Raw genomic sequence first — 19,122 nt, forward strand, 5'->3', positions numbered from 1 at the left:
CGGGTCAAATGCCCCGCGTGCGGGACGCCGACCCACAAGGTCCACGCCTTCTGCGAACGCAGGCCGGCGGACGTGCCCGTCGATGGGCGCCGCGTGCTGATCCGGGTGCGGGTGCGCCGGATGCGGTGCCCGGTCACCGGCTGTAAGCGTCAGACGTTCCGGGAGCAGGTCCCGGGCCTGCTCGAGCGCTACCAACGCCGCACCGTCCGACTGCGGGAGCAGGTCCGGGCCATCGTCCGCGAACTCGCCGGCAGGGCCTCGGCCCGGCTGCTGCCAGCGGTCGGGATCACAGCCGGACGGGACACCGCACTGCGGACGCTGATGGGTATCGCGCTGCCGGAACGGGCGGTGCCGGTGGTGCTGGGGATCGACGATTTCGCGCTGCGCCGCAGCCGCAACTACGCCACCGTGATGATCGACGCCGACACCGGCGCCCGGATCGATGTGATCCCCGGACGAGGCGCCCAGCCAGTCACGGACTGGCTGCACGAGCACCCCGGAGTGCAGACCGTGTGCCGCGACGGCTCGACCGCCTACGCCCAGGCCGTGCGGGACGCGCTGCCCGGCGCAGTCCAGGTCTCCGACCGCTGGCACCTGTGGCACGGCCTGGCCGAGGCCGTGGCCAAGGAAGTCGCCGACCACTCGGCCTGCTGGGCCTCTGCGACAGGCGTGCAGGACGGGCCACGGGCCCGCACCACGGCCGAACGCTGGACCCAGGTCCACGGCCTGCTGGAGCAGGGCGTTGGCCTGATGGACTGCTCCCGCCGGCTGAACCTGTCCTTGAACACCGTCAAACGCTACGCCCGCGCCAACGCACCCGAACGCCTCCAACGTGTCCCCAAGTACCGGCCCACCCTGGTCGACCCCTACCGCGACCACCTGCGCACCCGACGCGCAGCCGAGCCCGGCGTTGCGGTCCAACAACTGCTGCGCGAGATCCGCGAGCTGGGCTACCCGGGCAGTGCGAACCTGCTGACCCGGTACCTGAACCAGGGCCGCGCCGAGGACGACCACCCCCATCTGTCACCCCGCCGGGCTGCTCGTCTGCTGCTGACCAGGCCCGACAAGCTGACCACCAGCCAGCAGGAACGTCTCGCCCAGCTCGCCGGGGCCTGTCCTGAGATCACCGACGCGCTGAGCCTGGTCCAGGGGTTCGCCGCCCTTCTGAAGCCCGACCAGTCCAACGCCACCGCACTCCAGGCCTGGGCCGCTGCCGCCCAGGTCGCGGACTTGCCTCACCTGCACTCCTTCGTCCGCGGGATCGAGCAGGACCACGACGCCGTCATCGCCGCGATCACCACCCCGCATCACAACGGCAGGACCGAGGGCGTCAACACCCGGACGAAAATGCTCAAGCGGCAGATGTACGGACGAGCCGGCTTCGCCCTTCTACGTCACCGCATCCTCCTCGGCTGAGCACCGTTGATGCCACCACCGAAAGTGCGACAGAGCCCTTTCAACGGTGTAACTCCGATCCAGGAGGTACGTGATGAGTATGCAGGTCGAGCCGGTCGTTGAGCCGGCCCTGATGGAGGTCGAGGAACACGTGACGACGACGGTCGAGCCGCCGGTGGTGGACCGGGCGCTGGTAGCGCAGCTGGTCGGCGACGCGCAGCGCCAGGTCCTGTCCGTGGACGGCGAAGGCGGGCTGTTGGCCCAGCTGACCAAGCTGGTGCTGGAGTCGGCGCTGGAGGGCGAGATCACCGCGCACCTGGGTTATGAGAAGCACGAACGCGCCGACGACTCCGCGGGCAACAGCAGGAACGGGACCCGGTCGAAGACGGTCCTCACGAAGGCCGGCCCGGTCGAGATCGACGTCCCCCGCGACCGCGCCGGCACGTTCGAACCCGTGGTGGTCCGCAAGCGTCAGCGGCGCCTCGGATCGATCGAGGACGTCGTCCTGTCACTGTCCGCCCGGGGAATGACGCACGGTGACATCAGCGCGCACCTGGCCGACGTCTACGGCAGTGACGTCTCGAAGACCACGATCTCCACGATCACCGACAAGGTCCTGGACGGCATGGCCGAGTGGCAGGGCCGCCCGCTGGACCCGGTCTACCCGGTGGTGTTCATCGACGCGATCCACGTCAAGATCCGCGACGGGCAGGTCGCCAACCGCCCGATCTATGTCGCGCTGGCCGTGACCGTGGAGGGTAACCGTGACATTCTCGGGTTGTGGGCCGGCGACGGCGGGGAGGGCGCCAAGTACTGGCAGCAGGTGCTGACCGAGATCAAGAACCGTGGTGTCGAGGACGTGCTGATGCTGGTCTGTGACGGGCTGAAGGGACTGCCGGAGTCGGTCGCCAACGTGTGGCCGGCGACGATCGTGCAGACGTGCATCGTGCATTATGCCGACGTCCGGATTATGCCGATGTGGGCGGTTGGTCCCTTGCCCGGCGCGGGTTGTGCGCTGGCGAGGGCGGCATAATCAGAGCGCTTCGAGCCAGGTGATGAGGTTGTCGTTCGGCCGGTAGCGGCTGTCTCGCCCTTGGGGTGTGCTGGTTCGGGCGAGTGCTTTCTCCTTCAGGGTCATGTCGGCGTGGAGGTAGATCTGGGTGGTGTCGACGCTGACGTGTCCGAGCCAGAGCGCGATCACGCTGGTGTCGACCCCGGCGTGCAGGAGCCGCATCGCGGTGGTGTGTCGCAGCACGTGCGCTGTGATCCTCTTGCCTTGCAGCGATGGGCAGGCGTTGCCCGCTTTGGCGGTGTAGTGCGCGAGGCGGTGCTCGATCGCATCGCGGCTGAGCCGGCCGCCGCGGGGGGCCGGGAACAACGGTGCGCTTGGGTCGGGGTCCAGCTCGTCCAGCCATTCCCGCAGGGCGGTGATGGTGGTCGCGGTGAGCGGGGTGATCCGGTCCTTGCGGCCCTTGCCGTGGCAAGCGACGTGCGCGCCGGTGTCGAGATGGACGTCGCTTGGGGTGAGGGCGATCATTTCTGAGATCCGCAGCCCGGTCTGCACGGCCAACAGCAGGAAGGTGTGGTCACGCCTTCCGGTCCAGGTGTCCGGGTTGCAGGCGGCCAGCAGTGCGTCGACCTCGTCCTCGGTGAGGTAGGAGACCAGCGCCCGGTCGAACCGTTTGGGTGGGATCGCGAGAACGCGGGCGATGGTGTCGGCGTGTTCGGGGTGAGCGAGGGCCGCGAACCGGAACAGTGAGTGGATCGCGGACAGTCTGGCGTTGCGGGTGCGGACGCTGTTACCCCGCTCGTGCTCGAGGTGGTCCAGGAACGCGCCGATCATCGGGGCGTCGAGCTGTTCGATATCGAGCAGGGACGGTGGGACGCCGGTGCGGGCGGTGACGTAGCCGAGCAGCATCCGCATCGTGTCGCGGTAGGCGGCGATGGTGTTGGCGCTGGCGTCGCGTTGTCGGATCAGCCGGTCGGTGAAGAACGCCTGCAGGGTGGGGGCCAGCGCGCTCATCACCGGTGCCCCGATCCGGTGGCCAGGTGCGCTTCGAGTCGCTGCCCGGCAAGGGCCATCAGTTCCGGGGCCGCGGACAGATACCAGTACGTGTCTCGCGGGTGGACGTGACCGAGCCAGGTAGACAGCAGCGTGATCCGGGTCTGCCCGTCTTCACCGGCGGCGTAGGCGTCAAGCATCGCCCTGACCGCGAAGGTGTGTCGCAGGTCGTGGATACGTGGCCGGCACGACGCCGACCGCGGCATCAGACCCACGTGCCGGATGAGCCGTTGGAACGTGTTGTGGACGTTGCAGTAGATCAGCCTGGTCCCGGCGGTCGAGACGAAGAACGCCAGCATTCCTGTCGAGGGCGCGGACCTGTCACGGATCCGCCGGTAGGAGCGCAGTGCCTGAACCGTGCTGGGGTGCAGGGCCAGCTCCCGGGTCTTGGCGAACTTCCCGAACCGGATCGTGAGTCGCCCACCGGCAAGGTCGACGTCGCCGCGGTCCAGACTGATCGCTTCCCCGACACGGATCCCGCTCACGGCGAGTAACCCGATCAGCGTCGCGAACGTGGCTCGGCGCAGCGGCGTGCGCAGCGTCGCGGTGGCTGAGATCAGGCAGGAAATCTCGGCATCGGAGTACAGGTAAGGGCTGGCCCGCACCGATCGTTGCGGCAGCAGGCCCATGGGCAGAGCCTGATGAACCGGATCGATCGCATGCAGGTAGGTGGCGAACCCTCGCACTGAATATTCGGCCTCAGGGGCACCACCGGTAGTGGGGTCGAGCGCCACCGTTCGGGTCACGGATTATTCGGTGTGAGCGCCGGGGTTGGCGTGGTTGGGCGCCATCCTGTCAGGCTCCTTCTGCCATGTGCCTACCGCATGGCAGAAGGAGTATCGCAATGGTACGAAGGATTCAGGCGAAGTCAGTGCTTCGCCTGCGGGCCGAGGGCCTGTCAGGGCGAGCGATCGCCACGTCCCAGAACATGTCGCGTCACAGCGTGGCGGCGGTGATCGATGCCGCCCAGGAGGCCGGGGTCGGCTGGGACGACGTCGTCGACCGGACCGAGGCCGAGGTCTACGCGTTGTTGTTCCCGGGACGGGGTGAGCACGTCAGTGTGTTCAGCGAGCCGGACTGGGCCCGGGTGCACCGGGAGTTGGCCAAGGTCGGGGTGACGCTGCGTCTGCTGCACGCCGAGTACCTCGACGCCGCGGCCGCCGGGGGTGGGGTGGCGATGGGCTATGACCGGTTCTGCAAGTCCTACGGCCAGTATCTGCTGGTGACCGGCGCGTCCTCGCGGGTGGGTCACAAGGCCGGCAGGACCGTCGAGGTCGACTGGTCGGGCCCCACCATGAAGCTCACCGACCCGGTGACCGGGACGATGCAGAAGGTGTACTTGTTCGTGGGGTGTCTGCCGTTCTCCCGGTATGCGTTCGTGGAGCCTGCCCTGGACATGCGTCAGGACACCTGGCTGCGGGCGCATGTGGCGATGTTCGAGTTCTTCGGCGGATCGGTGCCCCGGATCGTGTCGGACAACCTGAAGACCGGCGTGATCAGCCACCCCCGCGAGGGGGAGATCGTGCTGAACGACGCCTACCGCGAGCTCGCCGCGCACTACTCGGCCGCGGTGCTGCCCGGGCGGGTGAGGGCACCGAAGGACAAGCCGAGTGTGGAGAACACGGTCGGTAACATCGCCACCGCCGTGATCGCCGCCCTCCGCGCCGAGACGTTCACCAGCCTGGCGCAGCTCCGGGCCGCGATCCGGGAACGGCTGGCCGACTACAACGACGCACCGTTCCAGAAGCGCGCCGGCTCACGGACGAGTGTGTTCGCCGCGGAGGAGGCGCCGCTGTTGCGCCCGCTGCCGGTGGTCGCGTTCGAGATCTCCGTCTGGGCCCGCGGCCGGCGGGTGGGGCGGGACGGGCACGTGGTCTGGGCCAAGAATCGCTACTCGGTGCCGTTCGTCCACATCGGCGCCCAGGTCGACCTGCGGATCAGCGACACCACGCTGCAGGTGTGGCGCCACGACGAACGCCTGGCCTCCCATCCGCTGCTGGCGGCCACGGCGGTCAACCAGTACCGCACCCGGCCCGCCGACCTGCCCGACGGCAAGCCCTGGCGGGAATGGGACCCCGACCGGGTCCGCGCCTGGGCGGGCCGGATCGGCCCCGACACCACCACGGTCGTGGATCGGATCTTCGCCTCGGTGGCCGTCGAGGAGCAAGGTCTGGACGCGGCCCTGGCCGTGCTGCGTCTGTCGCGGCGCTACTCGGCGCCGAGGCTGGAGACCGCCAGCCGGATCGCGTTGTCCGCGGGCATCCGATCACCGCGCTACGCCCACCTGCAGCCGATCCTGGCGACCGGGCAGGACAAGACCCGCCCCGACGACACCCCACCACCGGGCGAGGCCGGCGGGGCCGGGTTCGTTCGTGGGGCCGACTACTACGCCGGAGGATCCCGATGAGCGCCCTGGACATGGAGACCAAGCGCAAGTTGCGCGAGATGGGCGCCGCAGACCTGGCCGACGCGTTCGAGGCCCAGGACGAGGCCCTCACCATGGACCTGCCGTTCACCGAACGGGTCCGGCTCGCGGTCGATGACGCGCACGGCGCGTTCACCGACACCAAGGTCGCCGGCCTGATCCGTCGGGCCGGGCTGCGTTACCCGCACGCGGACCTGCGCGCCCTCGACCTGGTCGAACAACGAGGCATCAACCGGACCGTGCTGGCCGAACTGGCGACCTGTCGGTTCATCGCCGCGAACCGCAGCGTGGTCCTGGAAGGCTTCACCGGGTCGGGCAAGTCCTACCTCGCCTCCGCGCTGGCCCGCCATGCCTGCCACCACCGGATCCGGGCCCACGTGATCCGGATGCCCGACCTGGTCGAGGCCTGGACCCTGGCCCGCGACCAGACCCAAGGCACGACGAAGTTCCTGCGCAAGTACGCCTCGTTCAACCTCCTCGTCCTCGACGAGTGGCTCCTCGACCAGCCCGACGAGGCGACCCGGACCATGCTGCTCGAACTGATGGAACGCCGCCACGACACCGGCTCGACCGTGTTCGCGACCCAATACCCCAAGAAGGACTGGCACCAGCGCCTCGGCGGCGGGGTCCGTGCTGACGCGATCATGGACCGGATCGTCCACACCGCGATCTGGATCAACACCGGACCCATCAACATGCGCGAACGAGCAGCCCAAGCCCAGACCCACTGACCCCCGGGGAGCGCCAGCGACACCACCCGGCGCCGCTGGCGCTCCCCCGCACGATCAGGTGGCGCTCAAACCCAATAACCGGTGGCGCTCAAAGTCCAGAACGGGTGGCTCTCAGACCTCCAAATACTCACTCGCACGACGCAAAGCCGGTATGCCCACCAATTCACCGACGCGTCAGCGGGCAATTGCGCCCAGGCCAGCGCGCTGTCCACCGTGAGGATGGGCTCGCCGCGGTCCTCGAGGTGGCCCAGGAACTGGCGCAACAGCTTCTCCGGCCGCTCCAACCGGTAGCCCAGCGAACGGCGCAACGTCAGGTAGTCGGCGAGCTGGTCACGCAGATGCCCGGTCATGACCTGGCCTCCGCGATCACGCCCGGCCAGGGCCGTGCCAGCACGGACAACGCTTCCCGGTCGACCTTCGCATAGATCGCCGTGCTCAACGCCGACCGGTGCCGAAGCACCTGGCCCACCTCCGGTAGCGAACTGCCGGCCCGCAGCATCGCGGTCGCCGCGGTATGGCGAAGACAGTGGGCGTGCAGATTCCCAAGCCCGGCGCGTTGCGCAGCGTCGAACACGATCATCGTCACCCCGCCGGTCGTCAACGCCCCCAGCGGGGCATGCACCCGCACGAACACACTGCGCCCTTCAGCGCAGGCCGGGCGAGCGCGCTGCAGATACGCGGCGATCGCCTCTCCCACGTCAGCCGGCAACGGCAGCCGCTCACCTCGGTTGCTTTTCCCGATGATCGTGACCTCACCGCGGCGCCAATTGATGTCGTCCAACCGCAGCCGGGCGACCTCACCGGCGCGCAACCCCAACCGCGACAGCAACAGCATCACCGCGTAGTCGCGCAGTCCCGTCGGCATGCGCCGGTCGCAACTGGCCAACAGCCGCTGCAGCTGGCCAGGCTCCAGTCCTTTCGGGAGACCGGACAGCCGCCAACCGGCCACCGATGGCACCGCCTCGGTCAGCGACACCGGCAACTGCCCTGTCAGATACAGCCACCTCAACAGCGAACGGAGCGCGCAGACAATCAGCTTCGCCGTCCCGCACGCTCTGCCCGGACACGCCGACCGGACGTAGCCGGTGACGTCGCCGGCCACGATCCCGGCCAGGTCGAGCACCTTTCCGCTGAGCCGGGTCGCGACGAACGGGCGCACGTTGTCGACGTAACCCCGTGCCGTGCCCTCGGTCAGCCCGCGCTCGACGAGCAGGTAGCAGCGGTAGCGGTCCAGCAACTCCTCGACCGGACCCCGTGCTACAGGCTCCTCACCCGGAAGGACGCCCAACGGCACCAGATAATCCACCAACGGCGCGAACGCCCTCATCGACAGGTACTGCCGATACCCGTCCGCCCGTCGTTCCGCCAGATATCGCCGCAGCACCGACTTGCTCAGCCCATCCAGGCCGACGCCCTCGCTGAGCATCCAGCGATCCAGATGAGCGATGAAGCACACCTGCTGCTCCGCAGAGCTCCGTGCATAGCCCTGCCGCTCCAGCTCCACCGCGAACCCCGCCACGTGCGGTTCCAACGGGCCCCGCACGATCGAACGCAACACCTTGACCATGCCACTCTCCTCGGGACTGTACTTTCAACGGCTCTGGCGCACTTTCGGTGGTGGGTGACGGATCAACGGTCGGGGTGGGCTGTGGCCTTACCATGATTGGTCGTGGTTGAGACAAACAAGCTGGTCAGGACGGTGTTCTCGGGGCTGGCGGCGCTGGTGATCGAGGATGTCGAGGACGCCGGCGAGGTGATCGTGGTCCGGGCCTCGACCAGGGGCGAGGCAGTGGAGTGTCCCGCGTGCGGGACGCCGACCCGCAGGGTTCACGCCTTCTGCGAGCGCAGGCCGGCGGATGTGCCCGTCGACGGACGCCGTGTGCTGGTCCGCGTGCGGGTGCGCCGGATGCGGTGCCCGGTCACCGGCTGTGCGCGCCGGACGTTCCGGGAACAGGTCCCGGGCCTGCTGGAGCGCTACCAGCGCCGCACTGTCCGGCTGAGGGAGCAGGTCCGGGCCGTGGTGCGCGAACTCGCCGGCAGGGCCTCGGCCCGGCTGTTGCCCGTGGTCGGGATCGGCGCCGGGCGCGACACCGCCCTGCGGACACTGATGGGGATCGCACTGCCCGAGCGGGCGGTGCCCACGGTGCTGGGGATCGATGATTTCGCGCTGCGCCGCAGCCACACCTACGCCACCGTGATGATCGACGCCACCACCGGCGCCCGGATCGATGTGATCCCCGGACGAGGCGCGCAGCCAGTCACGGACTGGCTGCGCGAGCATCCGGGAGTGCAGACCGTGTGCCGGGACGGCTCGACGGCCTACGCCCAAGCGGTGCGGGACGCGCTGCCCGGCGCCGTCCAGGTCTCCGACCGCTGGCACCTGTGGCACGGCCTGGGTGAGGCCGTGGCCAAGGAAGTCGCCGCGCACTCGACCTGCTGGGCCTCGGCGACAGGCCTGCAGGACGGGCCACGGGCCGCCACCACCGCCGAACGCTGGACCCAGGTCCATGGCCTGCTGGAGCAGGGCGTCGGCCTGCTGGACTGTGCCCGCCGGTTGAACCTGTCGTTGAACACTGTCAAGCGTTACGCCCGCGCCAGCGCCCCCGAACGCCTCCAGCGGGTCCCGACCTACCGCTCCACCCTGGTCGACCCCTACCGCGACCACCTGCGCAGCCGCCGCGCAGCAGAGCCCGGCGTTGCGGTCCAACAGCTGCTGCGCGAGATCCGCGAGCTGGGCTACCAAGGCAGTGCGAACCTGCTGTATCGCTACCTGAACCAGGGCCGCGCCGAGGACGACCGCGCGCATCTGTCACCCCGCCGTGCCGCCCGCCTTCTGCTGACCAGGCCCGACAAGCTCACCACCAGCCAGCAGGAACGTCTCGGCCAGCTCGCCGGGGCCTGCCCGCAGATCACCGCCGCGCTGAGCCTGGTCGGGGCGTTCGCCGCCCTTCTGAAGCCCGACCAGTCCAACGCCGCCGCACTCCAGGCCTGGGCCGCTGCCGCCCGGGCGGCGGACCTGCCCCACGTGCACTCCTTCGTCCGGGGGATCGAACAGGACCGCGACGCCGTCATCGCCGCGATCACCACCACCCACCACAACGGCAGGACCGAGGGCGTCAACACCCGGACGAAAATGCTCAAACGCCAGATGTACGGACGCGCCGGCTTCGCCCTCCTACGCCACCGCATCCTCCTCGGCTGAGCGCCATCGGCCCCCACCACCGAAAGTGCGCCAGAGCCCTTTCAACGGTGTAACTCCGATCCAGGAGGTACACGATGAGTATGCAGGTCGAGCCGGTGGTTGAGTCGGCCCTGATGGAGGTTGAGGAACACGTGACGACGACGGTCGAGTCGCCGGTGGTGGACCGGGCGCTGGTAGCGCAGCTGGTCGGTGATGCGCAGCGTCAGGGCCTGTCGGTGGAGGGTGAGGGCGGGCTGTTGGCCCAGCTCACCAAGATGGTGCTGGAGTCGGCCCTGGAGGGCGAGATCACCGCCCACCTGGGTTATGAGAAGCACGAGCGCACCGACGAGGGAGTCGGCAACAGCCGCAACGGGACCCGGTCCAAGACGGTCCTGACCAAGGCCGGGCCGGTCGAGATCGAGGTGCCCCGGGACCGGGCCGGCACGTTCGAACCCGTGGTGGTGCGCAAGCGGCAACGGCGGCTGGGCTCGATCGAGGACGTGGTGCTGTCACTGTCGGCGCGCGGGATGACGCACGGCGATATCAGCGCGCATCTGGCCGACGTCTACGGCTCGCAGGTCTCCAAAACGACGATCTCCACGATCACCGACAAGGTCCTGGACGGCATGGCCGAGTGGCAGGGCCGACCGCTGGACCCGGTCTACCCGGTGGTGTTCATCGACGCGATCCACGTCAAGATCCGCGACGGGCAGGTCGCCAACCGGCCCATCTACGTCGCGTTGGCCGTCACCGTGGAGGGCAACCGCGACATTCTCGGGTTGTGGGCCGGCGACGGCGGGGAGGGCGCCAAGTACTGGCAGCAGGTCCTGACCGAGATCAAGAACCGCGGCGTCGAGGACGTGCTGATGCTGGTCTGTGACGGTCTGAAGGGACTGCCGGAGTCGGTGGCCAACGTGTGGCCGGCCACGATCGTGCAGACCTGCATCGTCCACCTGATGCGCAACAGCTTCCGCTACGCGGCCCGCCAGGACTGGGACGCGATCTCCCGGGGGTTGAAGCCGGTCTACCAGGCCTCCACCGTCGAGCAGGCCGAGGAACGCTTCCTCGAGTTCGCCGAAGCATGGGGCAAGAAGTACCCGGCGATCGTCAGGTTGTGGGAGAACGCGTGGGCCGAGTTCGTGCCCTTCTTGCAGTTCGACCGGGAGATCCGCCGGATCGTGTGCACGACCAATGCGATCGAGTCGGTCAACGCCCGGATCCGCAAGGCCGTCAAGGCCCGCGGCCACTTCCCCAACGAGCAGGCCGCGCTGAAGTGTGTCTACCTGGCGATCATGGCCCTGGACCCCACAGGCAAGGGCAGGGCACGGTGGACCCAACGCTGGAAGCAGGCCCTGAACGCGTTCGACATCACCTTCGACGGACGGCTCTCCGCCGCTCGTCCCTGACCGACAACAACAACCCAGTTACACCGTTTTCTGGACAGACCCCAGAATAGGAGCATCAGACCCCATCGGAGGCGAGGAGCTTGATGAGGCGGGAGACGGTCGGGTCGGACGCAACTCGGGTCTGGAGTAGGGCCCAAGCGATGTCTGGGATGTGGGATCGCACCGATGACTACGAAGCAGCAGTTGACTGAGATCTCCACCCCACCGTCCCGGCGCGCTGTACCGCGTGGGCTGGTCGTGGAGGCTTCGGAGAGCTGGGCGCCCTCTGGTTTGCAGGGGGCCGGGCTGGCAGGATCGCTTTGTCACCTCTACCGATCAGGAGCACCGATGAGCAGCGAGCACCTGCACGAGCAGAACCTGAGCCCCGAGACCCTCGACCGGCACCGCGCGATCGTGTCGATCATGGAGGAGTTAGAGGCCGTCGACTGGTACGCCCAGCGCGCGGAGGCGACCACCGACGACAGCCTGCGCCAAGTCCTGGAGCACAACCGCGACGAGGAGAAGGAGCATGCCGCGATGCTGATCGAGTGGCTGCGGCGCCACGACGCGAAGTTCGACGAGGAGCTGCACACCTACCTGTTCACCTCCGGCAGCATCACGGAGGTCGAGGACGAGGCCACCGGCGGCAAGTAGCCGGCATGAGGGGAGCGTTGCAGAGGGAGAGGCACAGCTTGCGTGCCGGCGCGCCACTTGGCGGCCGCTGCTAGCCTCGATGTTTCATGGGGCCGGGTCTGGTCGTTGTCTGGGCTGGGATCTCCGGCTCGTGGGCTGATTGTGGCAGGTGGGTGTGACAACGGTCCGCGTGGCGACGCGGTGGCGGGCTGTCCAGGCCTGCGGGGTCCTTCAGATGGTGGTCGACGGGGATGGCCGGCGGTCAGCCGGCCGGGGCCGGTAGGCCCCGCAGCCTGCCGATCGCTTCTTCGACCAGCCCGGACCAGCGGTGCCGGGCGGACACATGCACCACGATGCGGCGGGATCTGCGTACGAGTGTGGCCGGAATGGTGAAGAGCCGGTAGCGCAACCGTTTCGGTTCCCACCGTCGGGCCTGGTGGTCGGGGTGGGCGAGCAGTCCCATCCAGGCGGTGATCTCCCCGGCCAGGGCGACGATCTGGCACCAGATCCGGTTGGCGTCGAACCCGTGTAGCGGCAGGTTGGTCAGGCCGGTGTCCTTGGCGTTGCGGATCCGGTCCTCACAGCGGGCTCGGCGCCGGTGGCGGACCTCCAGATCAGCCAACTGGCCGCGGAGGGTGTTGGTCGCGAACGCGGTCAACCGGTAGCCGTCGACGTCGTCGAACCGCAGCTGCGCGCCGGGATGGGGCCGTTCGCGCCGGACGATGACGCGCATGCCGGCCGGCCAGCCGGCCAGGTCGAGCAGGCCGGTGAACTCGGCGACGTCGGCGCCGTCGCGGGGCTGGCCGTCGGTGTTGTAGGCCGGTTCCCAGATGCCCTCCGGGACCAGCCGATAGAGCTCGGGTGTGTTCATCGGCAGGGTGAACCCGACCGAGTACGCGACCCGGCGCCGGGTGAGCGCCGCGATGGTGTCCTTGGTGGAGCCGGCGCCGTCGATGCGGACCAGGACCCGCCGGCCGGGACGTGGCCCCAACCCGGCCTGGTCGAGCGCGTCGGCGATCACCTTCTGATGGTCGGCGGCGGTGTTCGAGCCCGCGTTGCCTGCCCGCAGCAGGATGGTGAGGGGTTCGCCGGTGCCGTCGGGGCCATGGTCGGCGAACGCGCACAACGGGTGGAAGCCGTAGCCGCGCTTGAACGTCGGTCGGGCCAGTTCCTTGTCACTGTGGGCGGTGACCAGGGTGGCGTCCAGGTCGATCACCAACGGATCCGCCAGCGTCGCCCGGGCCGCCGGCGACGCCTCACCCGCCAGCGCCCAGGCGCTCTGGCGGGCCGCCTTGCGGGCCCGCCCGATCGCGGCGACAGCACGATCAGCATCGGACGCAAGCACCTTGATGAGGCGGGAGACGGTCGGGTCGGACGCGACCCGGCCGTAGAGGCCGGGTTCCTCGCGCAGCTGGGCGATGTCGGCCAGACAGTCCCCGCCCAACGCCAACGTGAGGGCCAGATCGCAGAGGATCTTGCCCGGGTCGTGCACCGCGGTCGGCTTGCGCCAGCCCTCCAACTCGACGGACAGTGCCCGGTCCAGGCCGGTCGCCCGGACTGTCTCGACCAGCAGCAGACCTCCGGCCTGCCCGGCTGCTGGGACGTGGGCGCGGTCGACATGGACGCGCGGATACGAGCCGGTATGCTTCACCTCGAAGGTGCTCCTTGCTACGGGCCAGAATGTGATCTAGACACTCCCATTCTCCCTAGCCAGGAGCACTTTCACATATCCGGCCCACCCCTCAGGACGCCCCCACATGAAAGGGCGAGGCTAGCGTTCGGGCGTGAAAGCGCGGCGACCCCTCCACCGGTTGGTCTTCGGTGCGGTGGCACTGCTGGTGGTGTGGCTGGTCGCCTGCACTGTCGTCTTCGCCTTCCCCCGGGTCGACGTCCCTGCCACGACCGATGCGACCTTCTTCCTCTCCTCAGACGGTGGGCACGCGGCGTTGCAGGATCGTCCCGATCTGCGGATCGGACAGGTCGTCGTCTCCCGTCCCCGGAGCATCGCCGACTGGCCGATGTACCGGGCGTGCGACGACCCCAGGCTGACCTGCATCACCCCGTCCCCGGAGACCACCCAGGGCGAAGCCGAGGCCTTCGCGCGCCTGGCTCAGGAGCGCGGATGGACGTCGGTCACGGTGGTCAGCCAGACCAGCCACGTGCCGCGGATCAGGATCCTGATGGGCCGGTGCTTCCCCGGCACCGTACGGGTGGTGGCGATCCCCGAGCACGGCCTGTGGGTCTGGCTGAGGGCCTTCGCGTACGAGACCGGAGCCATGCTCAAGGTGGCCGTGACACCGGGCTGTCACGACAGGCTCCCCTGGGAGCGCTGACCCGGGTCCGGTTCAGCTCGTGACGATCGTCCGGTACTGCCCGCGCTCGTACGCCGACGGGTCCGGCACCGACGCGGCCGACATCGAGCCGCGCAACTGTTCCACCGACTCGTACTCGTGCTCGTCCAGCCAGCCGCGTACGCCCTTGATCATCGCGGTGATGGCCTGGGGGCCGTCCTTGATCACCGCGCCGGTCGTACAGGCGACGTCGGCGCCGACCAGCAGGGCCTTCACCACGTCGCCCCAGCCGTGGACACCGCCGGTCGCGGCCAGGCCGGTGTCGGCCAGTTGGGCGCGCAGGATCGCCAGCCAGCGCAGCGACAGCCGCAGGTCGTCGGAGCGCGACAGGGACAGCCGCGGCTCGACCTTCAGCGTCTCCAGGCTGATGTCGGGGGCGTAGAACCGGTTGAACACCACCAGGCCGTCCGCGCCGGAGGCGACGGCCGCCGCAGCGAAGTGCGAGAACGACGTGTAGTAGGCGGACACCTTCACCGCCAGCGGGACGTCGATGGAGTTCGCCACCGAGGAGATGATGTCGATCTGGCGGGACTCGAGCTCGGCCGCCGGGAGCGCCGGGTCAGCCCCGACTGTGTACAGGTTGAGTTCCAGGGCGTCCGCGCCGGCCTCGGCCAGCTGGCGGGCGTAGCGCTCCCAGGACCCGTGGTGGGTGGCGTTCAGCGAGGCGATCACCGGGATCTCCAAGGCAGCCTTGGCCTCCTCGACCAGCCGCAGGTGCGGCGTCGTGCCCACCTCGGGCAGCGTGCTGAGCGGGGCCGGCGGGGAGGCGAACTCGGCGAACTCCTCGCCGGTGTCCATCATGTCGGCGAGCTCGAGCTCCTCGGCGATCACGTCCTCCTCGAACAGGCTGGGCAGCACCACGGCTGCCGCGCCGGCGTCCTGGAGCTTGGCCAGCTTGTCGACCGTCCGGGTCCACGGTCCGGCGGAGGCGATCACCGGCCCGCGCAGCGGCAGGCCGAGGTAGGAGGTCGTCAGGTCGGGTTCGGTACGCACGAAAGTCCTCCGGGTCACTCGTCGTCGGCCGGATGCGCGGTGGCGTCCGGGTGGGGCTCGGCGATGACGCTGCGCGTCAGCCCGGCCATCTGGGAGTAGTGCCGCCACCGCTCGTCGGCGTCGGACTGGGCCAGTGCGGCCAGCGCAGCGGCCCGTTCCGGGTCGGTGCGCTGGAGCATGGTGAAGCGGGTCTCGCCGTTCATGAAGGCGGACACCCGCTTGGTCGGCGCCTTGGAGTCCAGGTGCAGCGGATGCGCCTCGTCCTCGGCCCCCGGCCGGAACCGGTACAGCGGCCAGTGGGCGCTGGCGACCGCGTCGGCCTGGTGACTCATCGAGGTCTCCATGTCGATGCCGTGCGCGATACAGGTGCTGTACGCGATCAGCAGGCTCGGGCCGTCCCAGGCGGCAGCCTCCTGCATCGCCCGGATGGTCTGCTGCTGGTTCGCCCCGATCGCCAGCTGCGCGACGTACACGTTGCCGTACGACTGGGCCATCAGGCCCAGGTCCTTCTTCGCACCGGCCTTGCCCGAGGCGGCGAACTTGGCCGACGCCCCGCGCGGGGTCGCCTTGGACGCCTGCCCGCCGGTGTTGGAGTAGACCTCGGTGTCCAGCACCAGGATGTTCACGTTGCGGCCCGAGGCCAGCACGTGGTCCAGGCCGCCCGAGCCGATGTCGTACGCCCAGCCGTCGCCGCCGACGATCCAGATCGCCTTCTCCACCAGTTCGTCGGCCAGCGAGGCCAACTGCGCCGCGCCGGGGTGGTGCGGGTGCGCCTCCAGTAGCTCCTTGAGCTGTTCGACCCGCTCGCGCTGGGCTGCGATGCCGGCCTCGTCGGACTGGTCGGCGCCCAGCAGGGCCTCGACCAGGTCGGCCCCGAGCACGTCGCGCCAGCCGGCCAGCAGCCGGCGCGCGTCGGCGTGCTGCTGCTCCCAGGCCAGCCGCATGCCCAGCCCGAACTCGGCGTTGTCCTCGAACAGCGAGTTCGACCACGCCGGGCCGCGCCCGTGCGGGTCGGTAGCGTACGGGACGGTCGGCATGTTCGCCCCGTAGATCGAGGAGCAGCCGGTCGCATTGGCGATGATCATCCGGTCCCCGAACAGCTGGGTGAGCGTCTTCAGGTACGGGGTCTCCCCGCAGCCGGAGCAGGCCAGCGAGTACTCGAACAGCGGCTGCAACTGCGCCACGCCCTTGACCTGGTCGTGGCGCACCTGCGTGCGATCGATCTCGGGGATGTCGAGGAAGAAGTCGTAGTTCTTCCGCTCGGTCTCGCGGTGCTCGCGGGCCGGCTCCAGGTTGATCGACTTGTGCTTGACCTCGGTCTTGGACCGGGCCGGGCAGACGTCGACGCAGATCCCGCAGCCGGTGCAGTCGTCGGGGGCGACCTGGACGATCAGGCGGTGGTCCTTCAGCGTGCGGTCCTTGTACGGCTTGGACTGCAGCGTGGCCGGCGCGCCGGCCAGGTCGGACTCGGGCATCACCTTGATCCGGATCGCGGCGTGCGGGCAGGTGATCGCGCACTTGCCGCAGTCGATGCAGATGCTCGGGTCCCAGATCGGGATCTCCTCGGCGGTGGCGCGCTTCTCCCACCGCGAGGTGCCGGTCGGCCAGGTGCCGTCCACCGGCAGCGCGGAGACCGGCAGCAGGTCCCCGCGCCCGTGCAGCATCGTCTGGGTGACCCGCTTGACGAAGTCGGGGGCCTCGGCCGGGACCGGCGGCAGGCGGTGCGCCGCCGAATCGGCCAGGTCGGGGACCGGAAGCCGGTGCAGGTTGGCCACCGCCGCATCGATCGCGCCGAAGTTGCGCTCGACCACCGTACGGCCGCGCTTGCCGTACGTCTTCTCCACCGCCGCCTTGATCGCCGGCAGCGCCTGCTCGCGGGCGACGACGCCGGACAGGTAGAAGAAGCAGGTCTGCATCACGGTGTTGATCCGCTTGCCGACCCCGGCGGCCCTGGCGACGGCGGCCGCGTCGATCACCCACGGCTCCAGGTAGCGCTCGATGATGATCTGCTGCACCTCCACCGGCAGGTGCGCCCAGGTCTCCTCGACCGGGTAGGGGGAGTTGAGCAGCACGGTGGCGCCGGGGATGGCCAGGTCGAGGGTCGGCATCGACTCCAGCAGCCCGAACTGGTGCACCGCCACGAAGTCGGCCTCCTGCACAAGGTACGCCGAGCGGATCGGCTCGGTGCCGAAGCGCAGGTGCGAGATCGTGGTGGCGCCGGACTTGCGCGAGTCGTACACGAAGTAGCCCTGGGCGTGCTTGCCGGGCTGTTCGCCGATGATCTTGACCGAGTTCTTGGAGGCTCCGACGGTGCCGTCGGAGCCGAGGCCGTAGAACACCGCCGACAGCGCCTCGCTCGGCACCCGGAAGCCGGTCTCGACGTCCAGGGAGAGGTGGGTGACGTCGTCGGTGATGCCGACGGTGAAGCGCTTCTTCGGAGCGGGTCTGGGGGCATCGAACTTCGCCGAGCCGTGGGACATCGCAGGTGCGTCGAACTTCGCCAGCTCATCGAACTTCGCCAGTTCGTCAAACACCGCCTTGGCCATCGCCGGGGTGAACTCCTTGCTGGACAGCCCGTAGCGGCCACCGATCACCCGCGGGCGCAGCTCGTCCGGCGTACGGTCCTGGGAGGCCAGGGCTGTCAGGACGTCGGCGTGCAGCGGTTCGGCGGGGGCGCCGGGCTCCTTCGTACGATCCAGGACGGCCAGCGAGGTGACGGTCCGCGGCAGGGCGGCGAGGAACTGCTCGACCGGGAAGGGCCGGTAGAGCCGGACGGTCAGCACGCCGACCTTCTGGCCGCGCTCGATCAGCTCGGCGGCGGTCTCGGCCAGGGTGCCGGCGGCCGAACCCATCACCACCACGACCCGGTCGGCGTCGGGCGCGCCGACGTAGTCGACTAGGTGGTAGGCGCGCCCGGTCAGGGCGGCGAAGTCGTCGAAGACCTCCTGCACGATCGCCGGGACAGCGTCGTGGAAGAGGTTGGCGGCCTCGGCGGCCTGGAAGTAGGTGTCCGGGTTCTCCGCGGTGCCGCGGACGGTGGGGCGGTCCGGGGTCAGGCCGCGCTCGCGGTGGGCGAGCACGTCCTCCTCGCGGACCAGCGCGCGCAGCGCCTCGTACGGCAGCTGCTGGATCGTGGTGATCTCGTGCGAGGTGCGGAAGCCGTCGAAGAAGTGCAGAAACGGTACCCGGGAGCGCAGCGTCGCCGCGTGTGCGACGGCCGCGAAGTCCTGGCACTCCTGCACCCCGGTGCCGGACAGCATCGCCCAGCCGGTCTGGCGGACGGCCATCACGTCGGAGTGGTCCCCGAAGATGCTCAGCGCGTGGGTCGCGACGGTCCGGGCGGCGACGTGGAGCACGGCGGGGGTGAGTTCGCCGGCGATCTTGTACATGTTCGGGATCATCAGCAGCAGGCCTTGGGAGGCCGTGAACGTGGTGGCGAGCGCGCCCTTGGTCAGCGCCCCGTGCAGCGCGCCGGCGGCGCCGGCCTCGGACTGCATCTCGACCACCTGGGGGACCGAGCCCCACAGGTTCGTACGCCCCTGGGACGACCACTGGTCGGAGAGCTCGCCCATCGCGGAGGAGGGGGTGATCGGGTAGATCGCGATCACGTCGCTGAGGGCGTGCGCGATCCGGGCAGCTGCCTCGTTGCCTTCGACCGTCACCCAGGTGGCGTCGTCGGGGATGGTGTCGTCGGGGATCATGTCGTCGGAGCTGGTGTCCGCAGCGATGCTGTCGGCCGTGATGCTCTCCGGCGTGATGCCCTCGGGTGTGACGCTGGGGGCCGTGATGCCCTCGGGTGTGACGCTGGGGGCCGTGATGCCGCCGGCTTCCGGTGTACTCATGCTGCTCTCCTCGCCTCGCCGCCTACGACGCTACGTAGGACATTCTCGCACTGAGGAGCGAACGGGGGTGTGGTGCCCGATCCTTACAAGCTTTAGGGAGCTTTATTGAAACTAGATAAAGCAC

13 protein-coding genes and 2 pseudogenes are annotated in these 19,122 nt (G+C 69.3%); 8 read left to right on the forward strand and 7 right to left on the reverse strand.

Annotated features, from left to right (window positions below; genetic code table 11):
- Positions 1–9: 9 nt before the first annotated feature.
- Both GA0111570_RS03405 and GA0111570_RS03410 read left to right on the forward strand, forming a co-directional pair.
- Positions 10–1,416: pseudogene (locus GA0111570_RS03405) on the forward strand (ISL3 family transposase); the annotation flags it as partial.
- A gap of 112 nt (positions 1,417–1,528) precedes the next feature.
- Positions 1,529–2,347 (forward strand): annotated as a pseudogene (locus tag GA0111570_RS03410) (IS256 family transposase); the annotation flags it as partial.
- 81 nt (positions 2,348–2,428) lie between these two features.
- On the opposite strand, the gene GA0111570_RS03415 reads toward GA0111570_RS03410, so the two are convergent.
- Both GA0111570_RS03415 and GA0111570_RS03420 read right to left on the reverse strand, forming a co-directional pair.
- Positions 2,429–3,418: a tyrosine-type recombinase/integrase gene (locus GA0111570_RS03415; protein ID WP_092606374.1), complete on the reverse strand. Its 990-nt coding sequence runs from the start codon at positions 3,416–3,418 to the stop codon at positions 2,429–2,431.
- Positions 3,418–4,191, reverse strand: a complete 774-nt coding sequence (locus tag GA0111570_RS03420; RefSeq protein WP_217634001.1) for a tyrosine-type recombinase/integrase — start codon at positions 4,189–4,191, stop codon at positions 3,418–3,420. The genes GA0111570_RS03415 and GA0111570_RS03420 overlap by 1 nt, the downstream gene beginning before the upstream one ends.
- Positions 4,192–4,301: 110 nt before the next feature.
- Between GA0111570_RS03420 and istA the strand changes: the two genes are divergently transcribed.
- Both istA and GA0111570_RS03430 read left to right on the forward strand, forming a co-directional pair.
- Positions 4,302–5,864, forward strand: a complete 1,563-nt coding sequence (gene istA, locus GA0111570_RS03425; protein ID WP_092606378.1) for an IS21 family transposase — start codon at positions 4,302–4,304, stop codon at positions 5,862–5,864.
- Positions 5,861–6,613, forward strand: coding sequence for an ATP-binding protein (locus GA0111570_RS03430; RefSeq protein ID WP_092606380.1), 753 nt, complete (start codon positions 5,861–5,863; stop codon positions 6,611–6,613). Before istA ends, GA0111570_RS03430 begins: the two co-directional genes overlap by 4 nt.
- A 65-nt stretch (positions 6,614–6,678) precedes the next feature.
- On the opposite strand, the gene GA0111570_RS03435 is transcribed toward GA0111570_RS03430, so the two are convergent.
- Complete coding sequence (locus GA0111570_RS03435; RefSeq protein ID WP_092606382.1) at positions 6,679–6,963, reverse strand: hypothetical protein; 285 nt, start codon at positions 6,961–6,963, stop codon at positions 6,679–6,681.
- A complete protein-coding gene (locus GA0111570_RS03440; protein ID WP_092606384.1) occupies positions 6,960–8,180 on the reverse strand; it encodes a site-specific integrase in 1,221 nt (406 codons plus the stop codon). The genes GA0111570_RS03435 and GA0111570_RS03440 overlap by 4 nt, the downstream gene beginning before the upstream one ends.
- 96 nt (positions 8,181–8,276) lie before the next feature.
- Between GA0111570_RS03440 and GA0111570_RS03445 the strand changes: the two genes are divergently transcribed.
- The 3 genes from GA0111570_RS03445 (at position 8,277) to GA0111570_RS03455 (ending at position 11,833) form a co-directional block, all read left to right on the forward strand.
- Complete coding sequence (locus GA0111570_RS03445) at positions 8,277–9,815, forward strand: ISL3 family transposase (RefSeq protein ID WP_425438603.1); 1,539 nt, start codon at positions 8,277–8,279, stop codon at positions 9,813–9,815.
- Positions 9,816–9,928: 113 nt separating this feature from the next.
- The gene (locus GA0111570_RS03450; protein ID WP_092607119.1) at positions 9,929–11,200 is read left to right on the forward strand and encodes an IS256 family transposase; all 1,272 of its coding nucleotides are present in this window, start codon (positions 9,929–9,931) and stop codon (positions 11,198–11,200) included.
- 327 nt (positions 11,201–11,527) lie between these two features.
- On the forward strand, positions 11,528–11,833 hold the full coding sequence (locus GA0111570_RS03455; RefSeq protein ID WP_092606389.1) for an encapsulin-associated ferritin-like protein: 306 nt from the start codon (positions 11,528–11,530) through the stop codon (positions 11,831–11,833).
- A 241-nt stretch (positions 11,834–12,074) separates the two neighbouring features.
- Here GA0111570_RS03455 and GA0111570_RS03460 read toward each other — a convergent pair whose 3' ends face one another.
- Positions 12,075–13,463, reverse strand: a complete 1,389-nt coding sequence (locus GA0111570_RS03460; protein ID WP_092606391.1) for an IS1380 family transposase — start codon at positions 13,461–13,463, stop codon at positions 12,075–12,077.
- 133 nt (positions 13,464–13,596) lie between these two features.
- On the opposite strand from GA0111570_RS03460, the gene GA0111570_RS03465 reads away from it, so the two are divergent.
- Positions 13,597–14,145, forward strand: a complete 549-nt coding sequence (locus GA0111570_RS03465; RefSeq protein WP_139283129.1) for a YdcF family protein — start codon at positions 13,597–13,599, stop codon at positions 14,143–14,145.
- Positions 14,146–14,157: 12 nt separating this feature from the next.
- On the opposite strand, the gene GA0111570_RS03470 is transcribed toward GA0111570_RS03465, so the two are convergent.
- Positions 14,158–15,156, reverse strand: coding sequence for a dihydroorotate dehydrogenase-like protein (locus GA0111570_RS03470; RefSeq protein ID WP_092606395.1), 999 nt, complete (start codon positions 15,154–15,156; stop codon positions 14,158–14,160).
- Positions 15,157–15,170: 14 nt separating this feature from the next.
- Positions 15,171–18,998 (reverse strand): pyruvate:ferredoxin (flavodoxin) oxidoreductase, encoded by a 3,828-nt coding sequence (gene nifJ / locus GA0111570_RS03475; protein ID WP_245703005.1) that lies wholly within the window; start codon positions 18,996–18,998, stop codon positions 15,171–15,173.
- Positions 18,999–19,122 lie beyond the last annotated feature (124 nt).

It is taken from the genome of Raineyella antarctica, from assembly GCF_900092135.1.
In the GTDB taxonomy this organism is placed as follows: domain Bacteria; phylum Actinomycetota; class Actinomycetes; order Propionibacteriales; family Propionibacteriaceae; genus Raineyella; species Raineyella antarctica.